This window comes from Shewanella sp. 4t3-1-2LB, from assembly GCF_017368415.1.
Taxonomy (GTDB): Bacteria; Pseudomonadota; Gammaproteobacteria; order Enterobacterales; family Shewanellaceae; genus Shewanella; species Shewanella fodinae.
Map to the genome: position 1 here is coordinate 19,193 of NZ_JAFNJD010000047.1, position 19,147 is coordinate 38,339.

The window sequence follows — 19,147 nt, forward strand, 5'->3', positions numbered from 1 at the left end:
TTGTCAACATCAAAGGGTTTGCCAATGAAGCAAGGAGTGTGGGGTTTGGCGATGCTGGCAGCCATGTGCACTTCGCTGCCTGGATGTGTGACGGAAAAGACCTATGCGGGTACCGATATTCCGGTGGTTGAACACAAATTTGATAGAAACGCGGCGGCTTTAGAGCGCATACAACTCGGACTCACTTATCTTAAGAATGGCAATAGTGAGCAAGCAAAATTCAATTTAGATAAAGCCATGGGGTATGCCCCTGAATTGGAAGAGGTTAATGTCGCCATGGCTTATTACTATCAGACCGTTGGTGAGACACAGAAAGCTGAGGACACTTACGAACGGGCCGTCAATTCCAGTAACGCTACCGGCGATGCTGCCAATAACTTTGGGGTATTTCTGTGTCAGAATGGTAAGTACGCCAAATCAGAAAAAATGTTTCTCCGTGCTATCGGCAATTCTAAATACACTCGTACCGCTTCAACATACGAAAACCTTGGTCTTTGTCAGCATAAAGCGGGGGAGTTAGAAAAAGCGAGACAGTATTTTGAGATGGCGTTAAAGTATGAGCCAACCAGACAGGTGTCGCTACTGGAACTGATGGAAATAGCACTGGAACAACAGGATTTTCAGGCTGCAAAGCTGCAACTTGAGCGTTATCATAAAGTTGCTGTCGATTCGGCTCTCAGTTTAGCGCTAGCAATAAAAATTGAGCATGGGTTGAACAATATTGAAGCCGCCAAACGATATGGCGTGCTGCTATTGGCTAAATTTCCCAGTTCCCCCCAAGCAAAAGAATACCGGGCAAGTATGCACTGATGACAGATATTAATGACGATGTCAGCAAGGATGATGACAAACACGCGACCGAGCATGAGGAAACGCTCGGCACAATATTGCGACATGCACGCGAGAACAAAGGACTCAGTCAGCAGGACGTTGCTGCGAGGTTGCACCTGCGGGCATCCATTGTAGCGGATATTGAAAACGACGAATTTTGCAATATAGCATCTAGCACCTATGTGCGTGGGTATGTCCGCAACTATGCGCGATTTCTGGAAGTTGACTCCCAATGTATCGAGGCTTGCTTATCGCGACAGGTGCCAGTTATTACCGCCCCGGTGATGCAGAGTTTTTCCCGTAAGACAACCCAGAAAAATCGTGATAATTGGTTGATGATCGTAACGTATCTGATCGTCATTGTGTCACTAGCATTATTGGTGCTGTGGTGGTTACAGAAACCTGCCGATGTCACTGGGACTTTCTCTAAACCAACGGTGGAAGAGCTGCAACCAGAGTCAGACTTGGCTGCAACAACTGCTGACCAGCAAGCGGCGACAGTGAATGCTAGTGATAGTAATGGTCCCAAAGCGGAAGATACCCCGATAGAAAATCCTGGTATGACAGTTGCGAGTAATGACGCTGGCGTTCAGGGTAACGGCGTTCAGGCACCGGTGACCGGAACCTCAGTAACGCCAACAGCAGAAGCTGACACACCAACGGATAAACTTTCACCACCAGCCGCCCAAGTTACGCCAACCGATACTACTAATAGTGATACAACCGTCCCCGACACAGCTCTAAATGCGAAACTGGATATTGTCTTACAAGGGGATTGTTGGATTAAGGCTACCGATGCCGATGGTAATACGCTGGTGGATGGCCTTAAATCTGCGGGCAAGAGCATTGCTGTTAGTGGTAAAGCACCTATCAGTCTAGTACTGGGAGCCCCGCAAAGCGTCAGCCTTAGCTTTAATGGGATGGCGGTTGACCTTGCCCGTTTTCCTGTTGGTCGGGTTGCCCGACTGACTCTCCCGCAAGCCTGAAATACCCAAGAATTTATGCTGGTCGTAATTCGGTCAGATTAAGAGACAGAGCAGAATACGATGTACACTGAATCGCCTATCAAACGCCGCCCGTCAACTCGTATCTATGTTGGAAAAGTGCCTATTGGTGATGGTGCCCCTATCGCCGTGCAGTCGATGACCAACACCCGCACTACGGATGTTGACGCTACACTCAAGCAAATTCATGCCCTCGAACGTGTTGGGGCCGATATTGTGCGCGTTTCGGTGCCGACCATGGATGCAGCTGAAGCGTTCAAGTTAATCAAACAGCAGACCAATGTACCCTTGGTGGCCGATATTCATTTTGATTACCGGATTGCGCTGAAGGTTGCGGAATATGGCGCCGATTGTCTGCGAATTAATCCAGGGAATATCGGCAATGAGGAACGTATCCGCCAAGTAGTGGAGACCGCCCGCGATAAAAATATCCCAATTCGTATCGGCGTCAACGGCGGTAGTCTTGAAAAAGAACTGATGGACAAATATGGTGAACCAACGCCAGAAGCCTTGGTGGAATCGGCAATGCGCCATGTCGACATTCTCGATCGGCTCAATTTCGAACAGTTCAAAGTGTCAGTGAAAGCTTCTGATGTTTTTCTCGCGGTGGCTTCTTATCGATTGCTGGCACAGCAGATTAAACAGCCGTTGCATCTAGGAATTACTGAAGCGGGTGGTGCTCGCTCTGGTGCCGTGAAGTCTGCCGTTGGTTTGGGGATGCTGCTGGCGGAAGGCATCGGTGACACTATTCGTGTATCGCTGGCCGCAGATCCCGTAGAAGAGATCAAAGTGGGTTTTGATATCCTCAAATCTTTACGTATTCGTTCCCGCGGTATTAATTTTATTGCCTGTCCTTCCTGCTCTCGCCAAGAATTTGATGTGATTAATACGGTGAATGCACTTGAGCAGCGTCTGGAAGATGTCACCACAGCAATGGATGTGTCTATTATTGGCTGTGTGGTTAACGGGCCCGGTGAAGCCTTAGTGTCTGATCTCGGCCTCGCTGGCGGTCACAATAAGAGTGGCTTGTACGAAGATGGCGTGCGGCAGAAAGAACGCCTTGACAATACAGATCTGGTCGATGCCTTGGAAGCTAGAATTCGTGCTAAAGCAGCGATGCTCGCCCAACGCATTAATGTCAAAGCAGAGGAATAATTCCGCAGTGTGAGCCACGCGTCATCCGGCGGTTTGGCGATCATCGCTGAACCGCTTATAATGCTGGCATTTTTAACTTTCCGGCCTGGAACAAACGAGTCTAACAGTGGCAAAACAGATCCAAGCGATTCGCGGCATGAATGATATTCTGCCCGACCAGAGTCCCGTGTGGCAAAAAGTTGAGGCGGTATTACGCGCCTCAGTAGCGTCATTCGGTTACAGTGAAATCCGTACTCCCATCGTGGAAAATACCGACCTCTTTAAACGTTCTATCGGTGAAGTTACCGATATTGTCGAGAAAGAGATGTATACCTTTGCCGATCGTAATGGTGACAGTCTGACGCTACGACCGGAAGGTACCGCTTCAACGGTTCGCGCCGGTAACGAGCATGGACTGCTATACAATCAGGAACAGCGGCTGTGGTACATCGGCCCAATGTTCCGGCATGAGCGTCCACAGAAAGGGCGTTATCGGCAGTTCCACCAGTTTGGTGTTGAAGTTTACGGCATCGCCAGCGCTGAGATCGACGCTGAAGTGTTGATGCTGTCAGCATCGCTGTGGGACAAGCTGGGCATGCGCGAGCATGTAACACTGGAATTGAACACTCTTGGAGACAATCAGGAACGCATTGCTTACCGCGAAGCGCTGGTGGCCTTTCTGGAACAGCATAAAGAGGTGTTGGATGAAGACAGTCAGCGCCGCATGTACAGCAACCCACTGAGAGTACTGGACAGCAAAGATCCTGAAGTGCAAGCACTATTGGCTGATGCGCCAGTGCTGATGGACTATCTCGGTGAAGACTCCAAGGCACATTTTTCACGCTTATGTGAACTACTGCAAGCCGTTGGTATCCAATACAGGGTTAATCCTCGATTGGTGCGTGGTCTCGACTACTACAATCGCACCGTGTTTGAATGGGTGACCGATAGTCTAGGCGCGCAGGGCACGGTTCTGGCTGGTGGTCGTTATGATGGACTAGTCGGACAGTTGGGTGGCAAAGATACTCCAGCCGTCGGGTTCGCCATGGGGCTTGAGCGTATCGTGCTGTTGCTGGAAACCTTGGGACTTACTGCCGATGTGCCATCGGCAGTAGATGTCTATGTCACGGCAACCAGTGATGAGTGTGTTGCAGAAGCGATTAAAGTCGCGCAAGCGCTGCGTCAGGCTTTGCCGACATTGCGAGTGATGAGTCACTGTGGTGGTGGTAATTTTAAAAAACAGATCAAACGCGCTGATAAGAGCGGCGCAACCTATGCGTTGATTATCGGTGAAACTGAATTGGCAGATAATAAGGTAGCGGTCAAACCTTTGCGTGACGACAGTGAGCAAGTACTGATCGCACGCAGTGCTTTGGCAACCTATCTGGCGGAACAACTCAAAAAATAATAAGGGGAAGTGCGGGTGGAAATTTACAGCACAGAAGAACAACAGGTCGAAGCGATCAAAACGTTTTGGAAAGACTATGGCTCTTCGATATTAGCTGGCGCCGTCATCGGTCTGGGCGCGCTGTATGGCTGGAATTACTATTCTGGTTATCAGGTTAAGAAAGCCGAAGCAGCCTCCGAAGCATTTAACGTTGCCTTATCTCAGAGCAAAGATGAAACCAGCACCTTGGCGGCAGCTGCCGAATTCGATAAAGCACATTCCCAACCGGGCTATGCTGCCTTGATGCAACTGATCGTGGCTAAAACGGCTGCAGAAGCTGGCGACCTTGATAAGGCCTCAGCGGCATTGCAACAAGTCATTGCCGATAAGCCTACAGCATCAGTGGCGGCTATTGCTAACCTGCGATTAGCGCGGGTTCAGGCTGAACAAGGGCAACTCGATGCCGCATTAGCGACATTGGACAAAGTATCTGATGCCGCATTTGCGGCAGAAAAAGCTGAACTGGAAGGTGACTTCTATGTTCGCAAAGGTGATGCCGCAAAGGCCAGAACGGCTTATCAGGCGGCTATTGAAAAAGGCGGTGCGGCTTCCAGCCCAGCGTTACAGATGAAACTTGACAATCTTAACCAGGCATAAGGAACCACCGGATGAAGTCATGGTGTAAAACGCTTGTCGCCTGTGGTTTGGTCGTGGGAACGTTAGCTGGGTGTGCTTCCAGTGATGTAGATGAAGCACCTGTTAGCCCATTACCGGATATCACGCCGTCGGTGGAACCGTCAATTGTCTGGGATGACTCTGTTGGTGACGGCGTAGGTGACTACTATTCCAAGCTGCATCCTGCGGTGCGTTACGGTAAAATTTTTGCCGCATCACGCGATGGCAAAGTCGCTGCATTCGATGAAAAGAGTGGCGACGAGGTATGGAAAGTCGATTTTAACGAGCTGTTTGGTGATGGACCGCTGAAGGAAACTAACGGCGCCCGCTTGGCTGCCGGGGTGACGGTTGCACAAAACAAGGTATTTGTTGGTGGCGAGAGCGGATTACTGGTGGCGTTGGACGTCGAGACCGGTAAACCATTGTGGCATACCATGGCTAGTGGTGAATTGCTCTCGGCTCCCACTGTGGCTGAAGACACCGTGGTTGTAAACAGTTCTACCGGCGCGTTGGATGCTTTCAACATTGATACTGGCGCCAAACTCTGGAGCTATGAGTCAGCGTTACCGAACTTGACGTTGCGCGGAACTGGATCAGCAGCCTATGCTGAAGGTGGTTTTTTCGTTGGAACTGCCGACGGTAAAGTGGCGGTGGTCATTAAAAGCAATGGTCAGCCCGCTTGGGAACAGCCGATATATGTCCCTAAAGGTGGTAACGAATTCAGCCGTATGGCGGATGTCGATATGACGCCGGTGTTGTTGGGTGAAAATATATACGCTGTTAGCTATAACGGTAACCTTGCCAGCCTAGAAATGCGCAGTGGCCGAGTGGTATGGTCACGTAAGTATTCCAGTTTTGATGAACTGGCTGCTGGTGGTTTACATCTTTACCTAGTCGATGATCACAGTAATATCTATGCGGTAGATCGGCGCAACGGTCTGGAAGTATGGAATAATAGCCAACTGGCAAACCGTCAACTGACATCACCAGCCGTATATCGCGGTTATGTGGTGGTCGGCGACTTTGAAGGCTATCTGCACTTTATCGATCGCGAAACAGGTACAATTGTCGGCCGTATTAAAGTCGATGGCTCTGGACTATTCAGTCAACCTCAAGTGGTTGATGATAAAATTTATGTGCAGACCCGTTCCGGAGAGATAGCTGCCATTTCACTGCCTTAAAGCGTATAATGCCAGCTAACGAAGCCTCCGGGAGTCAACCCGGGGGCTTTTTGTTGTTTAAGAATTCAAGAGGAAAAGCATGATTCCTGTCGTGGCCCTGGTGGGGCGACCCAATGTAGGTAAATCGACTCTGTTCAACCGGCTTACCCGCACCCGTGACGCATTGGTGGCGGATTTTCCGGGCCTGACCAGGGACCGTAAATATGGCCGAGCCTTTCTGTCTGGACACGAATTTATTGTGGTGGATACCGGCGGTATTGACGGTAGCGAAGAAGGTATTGAAACAAAAATGGCGGAACAGTCGTTGGCGGCGATTGCCGAAGCTGACGTTGTGCTGTTTATGACTGATGCGCGTGCCGGTTTGACCGCTGCCGATGAAGCCATTGCCCAATATTTGCGTTCACGGGAAAAGATGACCTTCCTGGTGGCAAACAAGATTGACGGTATTGACGGCGACTCGGCAGTTGCCGAATTCTGGGCGCTGGGCCTAGGGGAAATCCATCAGATTGCTGCGGCACAAGGGCGTGGTGTCTCCAGTCTGATCGAAAATGCATTGGCACCATTTGCCAGAGCAATGGCAGAGGATGATGAATTCGCTGAAGATGGCGAAGAAAGTCATAAACCATTGCGCGAGTATACCGAAGAAGAAGCGGAAGCCGAGCAGGCGCGCCTGCAGGAATTACCCATTAAGCTGGCGATTATCGGCAAGCCTAATGTGGGTAAGTCAACATTGACCAACCGGATCCTCGGTGAAGAGCGTGTGGTGGTTTATGACCAGCCCGGCACCACTCGCGACTCAATTTATATCCCGATGGAGCGCGATGGCCGTGAATATGTGCTGATCGATACTGCCGGAGTTCGTCGCCGCGCCAAGGTGCATGATGTCGTTGAAAAATTCTCGGTGATCAAGACCCTTAAAGCTGTCGAAGATGCTAACGTGGTGTTGCTGGTGATCGACGCCCGAGAAGGAATTGCGGAGCAGGACTTGGGGCTGTTGGGCTTTGCTATCAACGCTGGTCGAGCCTTAGTGATTGCCGTGAATAAATGGGATGGTATCGATACCGATATTAAAGAGCGCGTGAAAACAGAGCTTGATCGCCGCTTAGGTTTTATCGATTTTGCCCGTATTCACTTTATTTCAGCATTGCATGGCACTGGTGTTGGTCATCTGTTTGAGTCGATTGAAGAAGCTTATGAAAGTGCCACTCGTAGGGTGGGAACATCAATGCTCACCAAAATCATGCAGATGGCACAAGATGACCATCAGCCGCCATTGGTGAATGGCCGCCGCGTGAAATTGAAATACGCTCATGCTGGTGGTTATAACCCACCCATTATTGTGGTCCATGGCAATCAGGTATCCAGACTGCCAGATTCATACAAGCGCTATATGATGAATTATTATCGGCGGACACTGAATATTGTGGGAACGCCGATCCAACTGCGCTTCCAAGAAGGCGCCAACCCGTTTGAAGGTAAAACGGAGAAACTAACGCTGAGTCAGGAGCGGCGACGCAAGCGGATGATGGCGCATATTAAAAACCGCCAATAGCTGATGGAAAAGCCGGGAATTAAGCCCGGCTTTTTTGTTTTAGAGACCGTACTAAGGATTACTCCAATTTATCGATTTTGGAAATCACCTTGCCTTGCTTGAGTATGGTGTATAACAGTTGCCCAGGTTGCAGTTGTGCCGTGCTTTGCACAATCTGACCGTTAACATCGCGGGTAATACTGTAACCGCGGCTGAGCGTTGCCAGCGGACTGACGCTTTCGAGTGCATGGCTGCTGTTACGCAAACGTTGCTGCGCTTGCTGGAGTGTTTGCTGCGTTAATTTCTGCAACTGTTGGGAGAGGTATTCCAGCCGCTTACCCTCTAACGCCAGTTGATGCCGTGGGTGTTGAGCATTGAGACGGCCCTCAAGACTCAACAGTCGCTGGCGTTTACGTTGCAAGAAACTGGTGAGTGAACTGACAAGGCGCAGTTGCTGTTCATCAAAGCGTTGCACTAATTGTTGTAAATGCCGCAGCGGCTCTTGACGTTGCAAGCGATGATCTAATACCTGTAAACGTTGGCGTTTCAATAATTGCCAATGTTGCCAGCCCTGCATTAATCGCGCTCTGGCACTACTGAGTTGCTGCTGTTTTTCGCTGGCCGCTTGCGACAGTATCTCGGCAGCAGCAGAGGGGGTAGGTGCTCTGACATCGGCGACAAAGTCACTGATGGTCATATCCACTTCATGGCCTACTGCTGATACCACTGGCAGTTCACTATTATAAATGGCGTATGCCAAGGCTTCGTTATTGAAGCCCCAGAGATCTTCTAGACTACCGCCGCCTCGGGTCAGCAGCAGTACATCAACTTCCTGGCGTAAGTTGGCCAGTTCTAAGGCCCGCATGAGTTGCAGCGGTGCCTGCTCACCTTGCACGGCAGCCGGATACACAATCACTTCGATGGCGGGATCCCGGCGTGACAACACCTGTAGTACATCACGAATAGCTGCGCCAGTGGGGGAGGTAATGACCCCAATGCGTTGAATATTTTTCGGCAGCGGTCGTTTGCTGTCTGCGGCGAACAGCCCTGCTGCCGCCAGTTTCATTTTAAGTGCTTCATACTGTTGTGCCAGTAACCCATCGCCAGCGGGCAACATGCTTTCAATAATCAGTTGATAATCACCTCGAGGTTCATAAACACTAATGCTGGCGCGCACTAATACCTGCTGACCGTTTATTGGCTTGAAGGTGACATTCTGATTGCGACCGCGAAACATGGCACAGCGGATTTGTGAACGACTGTCTTTAAGGGTCAAGTACCAGTGACCCGATGACGGACAAGAAAAATTGGAGATTTCACCGCTGAGCCAGATACGACCAAGCTGACCTTCCAGTAGTTGTCTGACTTCACCATTCAGACGAGAGACTGTATACACCTGATCTGTCGCTATCGACATTAAACTTTTCCATGACAGAATTTTTAGTTATTTTCCCATTTACCCATTAACGGTTGCAAGGTATAATGCCGCCGCAATATTTCACCTCTATTTTGATTTGTATCCTACCGCAAGGGGAGATGTTGCAATGTTACGTTTAATAAAAGAAGCGCTTACCTTTGACGATGTGTTATTGGTGCCAGCGCACTCCACCGTCCTCCCTAATACCGCAAGCCTGAAAACCCGGTTGACCCAAAAGATTGAGCTCAATATTCCGTTGCTGTCTGCTGCTATGGACACTGTGACTGAAGCCCGTCTGGCCATCGCTATTGCTCAGGAAGGCGGCATAGGCTTTATCCACAAAAACATGAGTATTGAAGCGCAGGCCGAAGAGGTTCGTAAAGTTAAGAGTTACGAAGCTGGCGTGGTGGCTCAACCTGTGACCGTGACACCGTCAACTACTATTGAAGAATTGCGAGTGATGACTGAGCGTAATGGTTTCGCAGGTTATCCGGTAGTGACCGAAGCAAACGAGCTGGTAGGTATTATTACCGGTCGAGATGTGCGCTTTGTGACCGATCAGAGCAAAACCGTACAAGAAGTCATGACTCCGAAAGAACGGCTGGTGACAGTAAAAGAAGGCACCAAACACGATCAGGTACAAAAGTTAATGCATTCCAGCCGAATTGAAAAAGTGCTGGTTGTGGATGACGACTTTAAACTGAAAGGACTGATCACGGTTAAAGACTTCAAAAAGGCAGAGCGTAAACCGAATGCTTGTAAAGACGAATTTGGTCGTTTGCGGGTCGGTGGTGCTGTTGGTGCTGGCGCTGGTAACGAAGATCGTATCGATGCACTGGTGAAAGCTGGCATCGATGTACTGTTGATTGACTCATCACATGGGCACTCAGAGGGCGTATTACAACGTATCCGCGATGCTCGTGCCAAATATCCCGATCTCCAAATTGTTGGGGGTAACGTCGCTACCGCCGAAGGTGCCTTAGCACTGGTAGAAGCCGGTGTTAATGCGGTGAAAGTGGGGATTGGCCCCGGTTCTATCTGTACCACTCGTATTGTGACTGGTGTGGGCGTGCCACAGATCACCGCAGTTTCCGACGCTGTAGAAGCGGTTAAACATTTAGACATTCCGGTGATTGCCGATGGCGGTATCCGTTATTCTGGTGATCTGGCCAAAGCGTTGGCTGCTGGAGCTTCCTGTATTATGGCGGGATCGATGTTTGCGGGTACCGATGAAGCCCCTGGCGAAGTAGAACTGTATCAGGGCCGTGCTTACAAGTCCTATCGCGGCATGGGGTCGTTAGGGGCGATGTCAAAAGGCTCTTCTGATCGTTATTTCCAGAGTGACAACGCCGCCGATAAGCTAGTGCCAGAGGGCATTGAAGGCCGCGTACCCTATAAAGGCAAAATCAAAGAGCTGATCCATCAGTATATGGGCGGCTTGCGTTCCTGCATGGGGCTGACGGGGTGTGCCACCATCAAAGAGCTGAACGAAAAAGCGCAGTTTGTGAAAGTAACCTCAGCCGGGATGGGCGAATCTCACGTACATGATGTGACCATTACTAAAGAAGCGCCGAACTATAACGTTCGAGGCTGATAATCATACGGGGCGGCGATAGTCGCCCTTGTTGTTAGTTTATGTCGCCAGTAATGGCGGCAGTTGCACTTAGAAATAAAGGTTTTCAATGAGCAATATTCATGAGCACAAAATACTGATCCTGGATTTTGGCTCTCAGTACACCCAGTTGATTGCCCGTCGAATTCGTGAAATCGGCGTGTATTGTGAACTGTGGGCCTGGGACGTCACTGAACAGCAGATCCGTGATTTTGCCCCTAATGGTATTATTTTGTCCGGTGGCCCTGAGAGTGTTACCGAGGCTAATTCACCCCGCGCCCCCGAATATGTGTTCAACGCAGGCGTACCAGTGCTGGGTATCTGCTATGGTATGCAGACCATGAGCGAACAGCTTGGCGGTAAAGTGATCAAAGGGGTCGGTGAAGGTGAATTTGGCTATGCCCAAGTGGAAATGCTGCAGCCATCAGCCTTGTTCCGTGATATTCAGGATGCGGTAAATAGCAACGGCAAACCGCTACTGGATGTATGGATGAGTCACGGTGATAAAGTGTCGGCAATCCCCGTTGGGTTTGAAGCTGTTGCCAGCACTGACACCTGCCCGTTTGCGGCCATGGCCAACGAAGCCAAACGTTTTTATGGCGTACAGTTTCATCCGGAAGTGACCCACACCCGACAGGGACAACGCATTCTTGAGCACTTTGTGTTAGGGATCTGTGGCTGCGAAAATAAGTGGCAACCCGCTTCCATTATTGAAGACGCTTTGGCTCGTATCAAAGCCCAGGTGGGAAATGACGAAGTGATCCTCGGACTGTCCGGTGGGGTCGATTCCTCTGTCACCGCTATGCTGCTGCATCGTGCCATTGGCGACAAGTTGACTTGCGTATTTGTGGACAACGGTTTACTGCGCCTCAATGAAGCTGAGCAGGTGCTGGAAATGTTTGGTGACCATTTTGGCCTGAACATTGTCCACGTTGCGGGCGAAACCCGTTTCCTAGATGCGTTAAAAGGGGTGAGCGATCCTGAAGCTAAGCGCAAGATTATTGGCCGAGTATTCGTGGAGATCTTCGACGAAGAAGCCTCGAAACGCGTTAATGCTAAATGGTTGGCCCAAGGCACCATCTATCCAGATGTGATTGAATCTGCTGGCAGTGCAACCGGTAAGGCGCATGTGATCAAGTCTCACCATAATGTAGGCGGTTTGCCGGAAGATATGGAACTGGGTCTGGTTGAGCCGTTGCGTGAACTGTTTAAAGATGAAGTGCGCCGTATTGGTCTTGAACTAGGACTGCCATACGATATGCTGTTCCGTCATCCATTCCCGGGACCTGGTTTAGGGGTTAGGGTACTGGGTGAAGTGAAAAAAGAATACTGCGACTTGCTGCGCCGCGCCGATGCTATCTTCATTGAAGAGCTGCACAAAGCTGACTTATATCAGAAAGTCAGCCAGGCATTCACCGTGTTCCTGCCAGTACGTTCTGTTGGTGTGATGGGCGATGGCCGTAAATATGATTGGGTGGTATCACTGCGCGCAGTGGAAACCATCGATTTTATGACTGCACACTGGGCACATCTGCCATACGATTTTCTGGGGCGGGTGTCTAATCGTATCATCAATGAAATCGACGGTATCTCCCGCGTGGTTTACGATATCTCCGGCAAGCCACCGGCTACTATCGAGTGGGAATAATGCCGATAGTATTATCGGTATGATTTTCAAAGAGCGCTGCGGCGCTCTTTGTTTTGTGAAACCCAAACTACATGAGTCGCTATGACAGAGCAATTGGATGACAACTATTGGATGCAACAGGCGCTGATACTGGCCAAGGAAGCTGAAGTTGCCGGAGAAGTACCGGTGGGCGCGGTATTGGTCAGAGATAATCAGTTGATTGCCAGTGGTCGTAACCAGCCTATTGGTAGTCACGATCCTTGCGGTCATGCAGAAATTCTCTGCTTGCGGCAGGCCGGTCAAATATTGCAGAACTATCGTTTACTGAATACCACCTTATATGTGACGTTGGAACCTTGTGCCATGTGCGCCGGTGCCATGGTGCATAGCCGGGTAGGGCGTTTGGTTTACGGTGCAGCCGATCCCAAAACTGGCGCAGCTGGCTCAGTGTTGGATCTGTTGCAGCAGCCACTGTTCAACCATCAAGTGCTGGTAACGGGAGGTGTAATGGCAACGGAATGCGGTGAGCTGCTCAGCAGTTTTTTTCGGCGTCGTCGCCAGGAAAAGAAATTGCTGAAATCGGGCAACTATGATGATGCTGATTAATATAGTAGAAACCAGAGAATAGCCGCTCGCGGGCAAAAATACGTTTACGGTGGACTTTCTTGATAAGACGTCTTCTGTGCGCGGCGTTGCGGTTGATTGAACCTGCTTTCATTGGCGTTCCTGATAATAAATTCGCATCCAACTTAGCAGGTTATTGCTGCTATCGCTAGTGACTTCAGTGAACTGATATCACAAGTCATTAACGCGGTTGTACTGCCGCGTCCGGCTCAGTAACAGCGGCAGGGATTTCATTATCGTTCAACTCACCACTGTTATTATCCGCTAAAGCCTGCTGACTCTGTTGATTGTCCAACCATACCAAGGTGTCGTAATAACGGCGGATGTTATCCACATACTGCACCGCTTCACTGCCGCGGGCGTAACCGTACTTGGTTTGCTGATAATACTTACGTTTTTGCAAGAGCGGTAGTACCTGTTTGACATCCTTCCAGGCACTAGGGTTTTTCCCGAGTTTTTCAGCCAGTATACGTGCGTCTTCTACATGCCCGAAGCCAACATTGTAGGAGGCCAAGGCGAACCACATCCGCTCTTCATCTGGAATTGATGCCGGCAATGTCTCCAGAATAGTTGCCAAATATTCCGCGCCGCCACGAATACTTTGTTGAGGATCAAGTCGATCATCGACTCCGAGTTGTTGCGCTGTTGGTATGGTTAGCATCATCATGCCGCGGACACCTGTGGGTGAGCGAGCTCGCGGATTCCAGTGTGATTCCTGGTAACTGGTGGCCGCCAATTTACGCCAGTCTAGTTCACCCGCGTAGCTTTTGAACCATTGCTCAAAATGCGGTAAACGAAATTTCACTGCACGGATAAACGCGCGGGTATCAACATAGTCAAAACGTTTGACGTGACCGAAGTACTTTTCCACCAGATGGTCGAGGGTGCCGTCGCGTTTTTCTTGATGCCAGAAGCGCAATAGTTCGCTCATCAGCGAATCGCTGTTGCTGGTGGGCAGAAGCCATACTACCGGTTGTTGTTCCTTGAGCACCAAGCTGGCACGTAGTTCCGGTAAAAAGCGGCGATTAATTTCCAGACTGGTGGAGTCCGCAATAGTATATTGCAACTCGCCACTGGCAATCATCGACAGCAGTTCCTCATTATCTTTGTCATTGACTTCCTGCCACTGTAGCGACGGATATTCAGGTTTGAGGTCTTCCAGCGTTTCAACAAAGGATGAGTCTGCAACCACTTGCAGTGGTTCCGCGAGATTGTTTAAATCTGCCGGGATCTGACTACCTTCACGATACACCAGCAATTGGTTCACATGATATAGCGGGGGGCTCAAGCGGAATTGGTTGCGACGCGTTTCGGTATCTCCCAGACCGGCGGCAATCAGATCTATCTGCCCTTCATCTAATGCTTGATAGAGTTCATGGATACTGCCATAAGGCACCATTTCCAAAGGTTTATTGATAAAATCAGCAAAGCGTGACGCCAGTTCATAATCGAAACCGCTGTCACCTCGGGGGGAAGCAACATAAATCTGTGGGCCATAAAGCGTACCCACCCGCAGCGTCTCAAACTGACCAGGAGGCGTCTGTGGTGGTGTTTCTGCCATAGGCAATTTCTGGCAACCTGCCAGTAACAGAATCGCGGTGAAAACAGCAGTCAGTTTTTTCATTAGTAGTGGCTAATTGAGCTCTTGGCTGTAGTTGTCATCAACTTAGGCAGTACATCCAGCTGCCGGACAATTTACTCCTACATTTCAGCCTGTTGCCTCAACGATGGCGTTTGCATTTCAAACAATCTTGAGCGTTGTTTGGTGAGCTGAACGCTATGTTCCTCTTATTGAATAAGTTTATACCATATATGGCGGTTAATTGCGCAAACTGCGAGGTGATTTACCCCCGATATTTCCCTATAATAGCGCCACTTCTGACCCTGTAATCCTATCTAATAAGGTGATAAGACGTGATGGAAATCATCCGCGGAGCCCCGGCACTCTCTGCTTTCAGAGTGCGAAAATTGTTGCAAGCCTGCAGTACCTCAGGGCTGCCAGTCAAGGATATTTACGCAGAATATATTCATTTGGTCGATGTGCCAGAATCATTGACTGACGACGCTAGAACACAGTTGGAACAGCTCCTCACATATGGGCCGGTGATCGAGTCCCATGAACCTCAGGGCCAGTTGCTGTTTGTGACGCCGCGTCCTGGCACCATTTCTCCTTGGTCTTCTAAAGCGACTGATATTGCCCATAACTGCGGTCTGAAGCAGATAAAACGTCTTGAACGGGGTATAGCGTACTATGTGCAATCTCAAGAATTAAATGCCGAGCAACAGCAACAACTGACGGCATTGTTACATGATCGCATGACGGAAGTAGTGTTGGACGGTTTTACGGCTGCATCCTGCCTGTTTCAGAAAGCGGCGCCTAAGCCGGTAGTTAGCGTCAATATTCTTGCCGAAGGTCGACGTGCTTTAGAGATTGCTAACCGGCAACTGGGGTTGGCGCTGGCCGATGATGAAATCGATTATCTGGTGAAGAATTTTGTCAAACTGGGGCGTAATCCTAACGATATTGAATTGATGATGTTTGCGCAGGCAAACTCCGAGCATTGCCGCCATAAAATCTTTAACGCTGACTGGACAATTGATAACGAAGTTCAGCCCAAGTCGCTGTTTAAGATGATCAAAAATACTTTTGAGAAAACCCCGGAACACGTGTTATCGGCCTACAAAGACAATGCGGCAGTCATGACTGGCTGTGAGGCCGGGCGTTTTTTCCCTGATGCCGATGGGGTTTACCGCTATCACACCGAGCCAGTGCACATTCTGATGAAGGTGGAAACCCATAACCATCCAACGGCGATCAGTCCCTTCCCTGGTGCGGCAACTGGATCTGGCGGCGAAATCCGTGATGAGGGGGCTACCGGCCGTGGCTCAAAACCGAAAGCGGGTTTGACTGGTTTCAGTGTTTCTAACCTGAGGATCCCAGGATTTGTGCAGCCATGGGAAGGCCACTATGGCAAGCCTGAACGTATTGTCAGTGCTTTTGACATTATGATTGATGGCCCGTTGGGCGGCGCGGCATTTAACAACGAATTTGGACGTCCGGCGTTATTGGGCTATTTCCGCACATATGAGCAACAGGTGAACAGCCACAATGGCGTGGAAGTCCGCGGTTATCATAAGCCAATCATGCTGGCTGGTGGTTTGGGTAATATCCGTGAAGAACACGTACAAAAAGGCGAGATTTCGCTCGGTGCCAAGCTAATCGTTCTGGGTGGGCCGGCAATGAATATTGGCCTTGGTGGCGGTGCGGCATCATCTATGGCTTCTGGACAATCCAGCGCAGACTTGGATTTTGCTTCGGTACAGCGTGATAACCCAGAAATGGAGCGCCGTTGTCAGGAAGTGATTGATCGCTGCTGGCAATTGGGTGACGACAATCCCATCCAATTTATCCATGATGTGGGGGCGGGGGGATTATCCAACGCGTTCCCTGAACTGGTCAGTGATGCCGGGCGTGGCGGCAAGTTTGAGCTGCGTAATGTGCCATCAGACGAACCCGGTATGAGTCCGTTGGAGATCTGGTGTAACGAATCTCAGGAACGTTATGTATTATCTGTCGCCGCAGAAAAACTGGCGGTATTCGCGGCTATTTGTGAGCGTGAACGCGCGCCGTTTGCGGTGGTAGGTGAAGCTACTGCCGAACAACATCTGAGCTTAAATGACACCCATTTCGACAACAAACCGATTGATTTGCCACTGGAAGTTCTCTTAGGTAAAGCTCCTAAGATGAGCCGCGATGTTAGTAGCATGCAGGCGCATGGCAAACCATTAGATAAGAGCCAAATCCAAGTCACGGAAGCAGTTAAACGGGTGCTGAGTTTACCCACTGTCGCGGACAAAACTTTTCTCATTACTATTGGCGATCGCACGGTAACCGGTTTGGTCAATCGCGATCAGATGGTCGGCCCCTGGCAGGTGCCGGTTGCTGATTGCGCGGTGACTGCGGCAACTTTTGATACTTATGCTGGCGAAGCCATGTCAATTGGTGAACGTACACCGTTGGCATTGCTGGATTATGCTGCATCAGCACGGATGGCGGTGGCAGAATCACTGCTCAATATTGCTGGGGCGGATATTGGTGATTTGCGCCGCATTAAGCTTTCTGCTAACTGGATGGCCGCAGCGGGTCATCCGGGGGAAGATGCGGGTCTTTATGCGGCAGTCAAAGCCGTAGGTGAAGAGCTGTGCCCAGAATTGGAATTAACCATTCCCGTTGGTAAAGACTCCATGTCGATGAAAACGGCTTGGGAGGATGGTGAAGGTAAGAAAGCGGTTACTGCACCGTTATCGCTGATTATTTCTGCGTTCGCAGCCGTGCGTGATATTCGTAATACTGTGACACCGCAGCTGCGCAATGACAAAGGTGAAACCACATTGCTGCTGTTGGATGTCGCTAATGGTCAGCAACGTTTGGGTGGTTCCTGTTTAGCGCAAGTGTTTGGCGAGTTGGGAGACAAGGCGCCTGATGTCGACAGTGCTGCCGTCCTTAAAGGTTTCTTCAATGTGACGCAAGCACTGGTTGCTGACCGCAAGTTGATTGCCTATCACGATCGTAGTGATGGCGGTTTGTTTGTGACATTGGCTGAGATGGCTTTTGCTGGTCACACTGGCTTGGATGTAGATCTGAGTGCTTTGCCTGGCAGTGATATTGCTCGCTTGTTTAATGAAGAACTTGGTGCTGTGGTACAAGTCGCCGTTGCAGATGTTGCAGAGATTGTGCAGGCTTATCAGTCGGCAGGCGTAAATTGCCTGCCAATCGCGGTAATAAATCAAGAGGATGTGCTGCGTTTTTCTGACGGTTCCCGCGAAGTCTTCAGTGCCACGCGTACCGAATTGCGTACGTTGTGGTCTGAAACCACTTATCGTATGCAAGCGCTACGCGATAATCCGGAATGCGCCAGCGAAGAGTTTGCACTGAAACAAGATGCGACAGATCTTGGCCTTACCGTTAAGCTGGGATTCGATCCACAGGAAGATGTTGCTGCGCCTTACGTTCTCAAAGGCATTGCACCTAAAATGGCCATCCTGCGTGAACAGGGAGTCAACTCCCAGACTGAAATGGCGGCGGCTTTTGATCGGGCTGGTTTTGAAAGTGTTGATGTGCATATGTCGGATGTGCTTTCGGGTCGCACCAAACTGCAACAGTTCCAAGGACTGGTGGCCTGCGGTGGCTTCTCTTATGGTGACGTGTTGGGAGCAGGTGAGGGCTGGGCTAAGTCAATTCTGTTCAACGCCCGCGCCAGAGATGAATTCAGTCAGTTCTTTGCTCGTGAAGATAGTTTTACGCTCGGCGTTTGTAACGGTTGTCAGATGCTGTCTAATCTCAGAGAAATCATTCCTGGGGCTGAGCTATGGCCACGTTTCGTCCGTAACCGTTCAGAGCGCTTTGAGGCGCGTTTCAGCTTGGTGGAAATACAACACAGTCCTTCATTGTTTTTTAGCGGCATGAGTGGCTCTAGGATGCCGATTGCTGTTTCTCACGGCGAAGGCCGCGCTGAATTTGTCTCTAGCGGTGCTCAGCAACTGGCTGAGCAAAGTGGTACGGTGGCATTGCGTTATGTAACCGGTGCCGGCGAGATAGCCACACGTTACCCACAAAACCCCAATGGTTCTCCAGCAGGATTGGCTGGCATTTCTTCTCAAGATGGCCGGGTCACTATTATGATGCCGCACCCTGAACGGGTTTTTCGTACTGTGGCGAACTCCTGGCACCCAGACGATTGGGGAGAAGATAGCCCCTGGATGCGAATGTTCCGTAATGCCAGAGTCAATGTTGGCTAGTATCCATTATATAATTTTTTTCTGATGAATAAGGGCGGGTAAATTTAATACCCGCCCTTTTTGTGTGTTTTGTGTAAGAGTTAAAATTCATTAAATTCATATTGTTATGTAAAGTGGATTACTTTATAAGCCGCTGAAGTGAGGAAAATTGAGTCTTAAGACCAAGTGAAAGGCGACTTCACCTCAATGTTCATTTTTTATGGCAAACGCCAATTGAATAGGTGTGTTGCTCCCCGCCGTTTTTCATCTTTTCTTTCAATAGATAAGATCCTGACGATAATTTTATTGATAGTACTAGTCATTACTGTTCTGGCTGCTATTAAAT

General features: G+C 49.9%; 13 protein-coding genes. 11 read left to right on the top strand and 2 right to left on the bottom strand.

What is annotated here, in order from left to right; genetic code table 11:
• Positions 1-24 precede the first annotated feature (24 nt).
• From pilW to der, 7 genes are all read left to right on the top strand, one after another.
• Positions 25-810: a type IV pilus biogenesis/stability protein PilW gene (gene pilW, locus J3L11_RS15580; RefSeq protein ID WP_207571606.1), complete on the top strand. Its 786-nt coding sequence runs from the start codon at positions 25-27 to the stop codon at positions 808-810.
• Complete coding sequence (rodZ, locus tag J3L11_RS15585; RefSeq protein WP_207571607.1) at positions 810-1,817, top strand: cytoskeleton protein RodZ; 1,008 nt, start codon at positions 810-812, stop codon at positions 1,815-1,817. The genes pilW and rodZ overlap by 1 nt, the downstream gene beginning before the upstream one ends.
• A gap of 60 nt (positions 1,818-1,877) precedes the next feature.
• Positions 1,878-2,990, top strand: coding sequence for a flavodoxin-dependent (E)-4-hydroxy-3-methylbut-2-enyl-diphosphate synthase (gene ispG / locus J3L11_RS15590; protein ID WP_207571608.1), 1,113 nt, complete (start codon positions 1,878-1,880; stop codon positions 2,988-2,990).
• Positions 2,991-3,096: 106 nt separating this feature from the next.
• Entirely contained in the window at positions 3,097-4,377 is a 1,281-nt protein-coding gene (gene hisS / locus J3L11_RS15595; RefSeq protein ID WP_189618939.1) for a histidine--tRNA ligase, read from the top strand.
• 15 nt (positions 4,378-4,392) lie between these two features.
• Positions 4,393-5,013, top strand: coding sequence for a tetratricopeptide repeat protein (locus J3L11_RS15600; RefSeq protein ID WP_207571609.1), 621 nt, complete (start codon positions 4,393-4,395; stop codon positions 5,011-5,013).
• Positions 5,014-5,024: 11 nt separating this feature from the next.
• Complete coding sequence (bamB, locus tag J3L11_RS15605) at positions 5,025-6,212, top strand: outer membrane protein assembly factor BamB (protein ID WP_189618937.1); 1,188 nt, start codon at positions 5,025-5,027, stop codon at positions 6,210-6,212.
• 79 nt (positions 6,213-6,291) lie between these two features.
• Positions 6,292-7,764: a ribosome biogenesis GTPase Der gene (gene der, locus J3L11_RS15610; RefSeq protein ID WP_207571610.1), complete on the top strand. Its 1,473-nt coding sequence runs from the start codon at positions 6,292-6,294 to the stop codon at positions 7,762-7,764.
• A 58-nt stretch (positions 7,765-7,822) separates the two neighbouring features.
• On the opposite strand, the gene xseA is transcribed toward der, so the two are convergent.
• Positions 7,823-9,160: an exodeoxyribonuclease VII large subunit gene (xseA, locus tag J3L11_RS15615; RefSeq protein ID WP_207571611.1), complete on the bottom strand. Its 1,338-nt coding sequence runs from the start codon at positions 9,158-9,160 to the stop codon at positions 7,823-7,825.
• Between the two features lie 127 nt (positions 9,161-9,287).
• Here xseA and guaB point away from each other — a divergent pair, with 127 nt between their 5' ends.
• The 3 genes from guaB to tadA all read left to right on the top strand — a co-directional run bounded on the left by guaB (position 9,288) and on the right by tadA (position 13,005).
• Positions 9,288-10,754 carry an IMP dehydrogenase gene (guaB, locus tag J3L11_RS15620; protein WP_133039912.1) on the top strand — a complete coding sequence of 489 codons (1,467 nt, stop codon included), beginning with the start codon at positions 9,288-9,290 and terminating at the stop codon, positions 10,752-10,754.
• An 88-nt stretch (positions 10,755-10,842) separates the two neighbouring features.
• The gene (gene guaA / locus J3L11_RS15625; protein ID WP_207571612.1) at positions 10,843-12,420 is read left to right on the top strand and encodes a glutamine-hydrolyzing GMP synthase; all 1,578 of its coding nucleotides are present in this window, start codon (positions 10,843-10,845) and stop codon (positions 12,418-12,420) included.
• Positions 12,421-12,501: 81 nt separating this feature from the next.
• Positions 12,502-13,005 (top strand): tRNA adenosine(34) deaminase TadA, encoded by a 504-nt coding sequence (gene tadA / locus J3L11_RS15630; RefSeq protein ID WP_207571613.1) that lies wholly within the window; start codon positions 12,502-12,504, stop codon positions 13,003-13,005.
• Between the two features lie 199 nt (positions 13,006-13,204).
• Here the strand turns inward: tadA and mltF are convergent, their stop codons facing one another.
• Complete coding sequence (gene mltF / locus J3L11_RS15635) at positions 13,205-14,647, bottom strand: membrane-bound lytic murein transglycosylase MltF (RefSeq protein WP_207571614.1); 1,443 nt, start codon at positions 14,645-14,647, stop codon at positions 13,205-13,207.
• Positions 14,648-14,940: 293 nt separating this feature from the next.
• Here mltF and purL point away from each other — a divergent pair, with 293 nt between their 5' ends.
• Positions 14,941-18,822, top strand: coding sequence for a phosphoribosylformylglycinamidine synthase (purL, locus tag J3L11_RS15640; RefSeq protein WP_207571616.1), 3,882 nt, complete (start codon positions 14,941-14,943; stop codon positions 18,820-18,822).
• The last annotated feature ends 325 nt before the right edge of the window (positions 18,823-19,147 follow it).